5 protein-coding genes are annotated in these 3,447 nt (G+C 73.8%); 2 read left to right on the top strand and 3 right to left on the bottom strand.

Annotation, left to right across the window (positions count from 1 at the left end; genetic code table 11):
* A partial coding sequence (locus E4P40_RS27050) for an HTH domain-containing protein (protein ID WP_135161383.1) occupies window positions 1-378 on the bottom strand: 378 nt, incomplete at its 3' end.
* Window positions 379-468: 90 nt separating this feature from the next.
* Between E4P40_RS27050 and E4P40_RS27045 the strand changes: the two genes are divergently transcribed.
* Together E4P40_RS27045 and E4P40_RS27040 are read left to right on the top strand one after the other, a co-directional pair.
* Entirely contained in the window at window positions 469-990 is a 522-nt protein-coding gene (locus E4P40_RS27045) for a DinB family protein (RefSeq protein WP_135161382.1), read from the top strand.
* A 32-nt stretch (window positions 991-1,022) separates the two neighbouring features.
* Window positions 1,023-2,009: an adenosine deaminase gene (locus tag E4P40_RS27040; RefSeq protein ID WP_135161381.1), complete on the top strand. Its 987-nt coding sequence runs from the start codon at window positions 1,023-1,025 to the stop codon at window positions 2,007-2,009.
* Window positions 2,010-2,027: 18 nt separating this feature from the next.
* Here the strand turns inward: E4P40_RS27040 and E4P40_RS27035 are convergent, their stop codons facing one another.
* A complete protein-coding gene (locus E4P40_RS27035; RefSeq protein ID WP_135161380.1) occupies window positions 2,028-2,210 on the bottom strand; it encodes a hypothetical protein in 183 nt (60 codons plus the stop codon).
* Window positions 2,211-2,336: 126 nt separating this feature from the next.
* A complete protein-coding gene (locus E4P40_RS27030; RefSeq protein WP_135161379.1) occupies window positions 2,337-3,296 on the bottom strand; it encodes a hypothetical protein in 960 nt (319 codons plus the stop codon).
* Between the last annotated feature and the right edge of the window lie 151 nt (window positions 3,297-3,447).

The raw sequence follows: 3,447 nt of genomic DNA, 5'->3' as shown, positions 1-3,447 counted from the left end.
GACCGCGCGCAGGGCGTCAGCGCGCCTCCTGAGCCGCACCGGCAGGACCTGCACGACCTTGGTCAGCGCCCGGACCGACGCCTCCGCCATGCCGGCGACCGCGGTCTGGGCGGCGGCCTGCAGCCCGACGACGAGCGCCACCGCCTCGTCGTCGTCCAGGACCAGCGGCGGCAGCGACGCCCCGGGCGCCAGCCGGTAGCCCCCGTCGACGCCGGGCTGCGCCTCCACCGGGTAGCCGAGGTCGCGCAGGCGCTCGACGTCGCGCCGCAGCGTGCGCACCGACACCCCGAGCCGGCGGGCGAGGTCCGCGCCCGCCCAGTTCCGGCGGCTCTGCATCAGCGAGAGCAGGCGCAGCGTGCGGTTCCCGGTGTCGGCCATGGACGCAGATTCTCACCTATCGGTGACAGGAACTGACACCGATCCTCCGTACCGTCATCCGTAACGGATCCCCGACGAAGGGCGCCTCCCATGACGAACCCGAGCACCCTCACCGCCGAACGTGCCGACCTGCTCGAGACCCTGGCCGCGCACCGCCACTTCCTGCGCTACACCGTCCAGGGGCTCACCGACGAGCAGGCCCGCCTGCGCCCGACGGCGAGCGAGCTGACGCTGGGCGGGCTGCTCAAGCATGTGGCGCACCAGGAGGCCGGGTGGGTGCGCTTCGTGCTCGAGGGGCCGGAGGCGATGGCCACTCCGACCGATGCTGCCGGGTTCGAGAAGTGGGCCGACGAGTTCCGGCTGCTGCCGACCGAGACGCTGGCCGGCGTGCTGGCCGAGTACGAGGAGATCGCCCGGCGCACCGACGAGCTGGTGGCCACGATCCCGGACCTCGACGCCTCACACCCGCTGCCCGAGGCGCCGTGGTTCCAGCCGGGCGCGGTGCGCTCGGCTCGGCGGGTGTTCCTGCACCTCGTGGCCGAGACGGCGCAGCACGCCGGGCACGCCGACATCCTGCGGGAGTCGCTCGACGGCCAGAAGACGATGGGCTGACTCCGCCCTGACCGGCTTGGTTGACTGGCCGGATGCTGCCGCTCGCCGAACTGCACCTGCACATCGAGGGCACGCTGGAGGCCGACCTCCTGGTGCGGCTGGCCCGCCGCAACGGCGTCCCGCTGCCGAGCGAGGACCCCGCGGAGCTGACCGCGCGGTACGCCGACTTCGCCGATCTGCAGGCCTTCCTCGACGTCTACTACGCCAACCTGGCGGTGCTGCGGACGGAGGAGGACTTCCACGACCTGGCCGCCGCCTACCTGTCCCGTGCCGCGGCCGCCGGGGTCCGTCGGGCGGAGATCTTCTGCGATCCGCAGACCCACCTGGCCAACGGTGTCCCGCTCGAGGTGGTGTTCGGCGGACTGGGCGCCGCACTCGCCGACGCCCGGTCCGCCGGCCTCTCCGCCGACCTCCTCGTGTGCTTCCTCCGCGACCTCGGCGGGGAGGCGGCCGAGGACCTCCTGCGCCGGGCGCTGCCGTTCCGGGAGCACTTCATCGGCGTGGGCCTGGACTCCGCGGAGGTGGGCTGGCCGCCGCGGCTGTTCGCCAAGGCCTACGACATGGCCGCCGTCGAGGGCCTGCACCGGGTGGCGCACGCCGGCGAGGAAGGCGGGCCCGAGTACGTCCGCGAGGCGCTCGACGTGCTCGGCGTCGAGCGGATCGACCACGGCAACCGCGCCCTGGAGGACCCCGACCTCGTGCGGCGGCTGCGCGACGAGCGGGTGCCGCTGACGGTCTGCCCGCTGTCCAACGTCGCGCTCAAGGGGGTACCGCGGATCGAGGACCACCCGCTGCCGCGGATGCTCGAGCTGGGCCTGGTTGCCACGGTCAACAGCGACGACCCGGCGTACTTCGGGGGCGGCATCGACGTCGTCGTCGCCGCGCTGCGGTCAGCGCTGGAGATGTCGGACGACGACCTCGCCGCGCTGGCTGCCAACTCGTTCGAGGCCGCCTTCGTCGACGGACCGGAACGCGCCCGCTGGACGGCCGAAGTGCGCGCCTGGAGGGCTCGGCGCTGACCCGAGCGGCCGGGCGACTCAGCTCTGGGCGGCCAGCCGCGCGTCGAGCAGCCGGTTCACGGCGTTCTCGGCGTCGTCCACGGCCCGCAGGTTCTCTCCCGACGGGCAGCGGGTGAACGCGCCTCGGGCGACGCCCAGCGCGACGAAGGCGACGGACACTTCGAGGTCGATCTCGTCGAGGCTCGTGATGCTCGGGCTCATGGCGACCTCCTGGCGGTCCCGGTTCCTCTGGTGCCCTGCACGCTAGACACCAGGTATGACGGAATCGGGACGGGAAAATGACCGCTGATCGCGCGGGATGCCCCTTCCGTCACACGAGCCGTGCGGTCAGCCGGGGCCCTGCTCGACGAGGTGCGCGACGGCGGCCTCCGCCCGGTCCCGGGCCTCGGCGGCCTCGGCCGCCTCCCGTTCCGCGGCGGTGCTGCGCCGTTGTGCCCGCTTGAGGGACACAGCGGCATCGGCGGCCTCGCGTTCGGCCTCGGACAGCTGGTCGGCGAGTTCCTCGACCCGCTGCTGCAGCTCGTCGTGCCGAGCGGCCAGTTCCTCCGCCTCGCGGCGCTGCTCGTCGGCGGCCTCCTGGGCCTCCTTGGCCGCCGTCGCCGCCGCCTCGGCGGCGGCCTGTGCGCGGGCGAGCTCGCGACGGTGCTTCTCCTCGGCCGCCCGCCGCGCCTCCTCCCGTTCCCGCTCCCGCCGGGCTGCGGCGGATTCCCGATCCTCGGTCGCGGACTTCTTCGGCGTCCTCGATGCCGGGGCGGGGGTCGGCGCCTTCTCCGGCTTGGCCGGCTGCACCAGCCGGAGGTCGGGCCGGCCGGTGAGCGTGCCCATGCCGCTGTAGGACATCGGTGAGGTCAACCGGCCCAGGAGCAGCGCCTCACCCGCCTCCGGTTCGGTCATGGCGGCCCGCAGGGTCTCCTCGACCTGCGCGGCCACAGAGCTGCTGATGGGGCGGCCGTGCTGCCGGGCCAGCGCCGACGCCTGCCGGGTGAGCGCGGCGAGGAGCTGGGCGCGCTGCTTGTTGAGGGCCTTCAACTCGTCGCCGGCGAGGCTCTCCTGCGCCTCCCGGAGCAGGCTCCCCAGCTCGACCAGTGCCTCGATCTCCGACCGCTGCTCACGGACCAGCAGGTTGGCAGCCCAGGCTGCGGCCGACGGCTTGGGCAGCGCGCCGATCAGCTTCGCCAGGGCCTTGTCCCCCTCGGCCTTCGCCGCGTCCTGCCGGGCGGTCCGCTCGGCGATGAAATCCTCCGGTGCCACCGCGTACAGCTCGTCGGCCACCTCGTCGAGATCCACGGCCGGGACCTTGCCAGAGGTCGGCCCGACGGTGTGCGCTTCAGCAACAGGAGGCGGCGAGCCGGGCGTCGGTGTCGGAACCCGTGGACGTGCAGCACGTCCCGTCGCCGGCGACGGTGGAGAGCTCGGCGTCGGTCCTGCCCTCGAGGTC

It is taken from the genome of Blastococcus sp. CT_GayMR20 (assembly GCF_004570345.1).
The sequence above is the reverse complement of the archived record's forward strand: the minus strand, read 5'-3'. Positions and strand labels throughout refer to the sequence as shown.

Coding starts and splice junctions, on each gene's coding strand:
- E4P40_RS27045 (WP_135161382.1), top strand. CDS start 469: ATGACGAACCCGAGCACCCTCACCGCCGAACGTGCCGACCTGCTCGAG.
- E4P40_RS27040 (WP_135161381.1), top strand. CDS start 1,023: ATGCTGCCGCTCGCCGAACTGCACCTGCACATCGAGGGCACGCTGGAG.
- E4P40_RS27035 (WP_135161380.1), bottom strand. CDS start 2,210: ATGAGCCCGAGCATCACGAGCCTCGACGAGATCGACCTCGAAGTGTCC.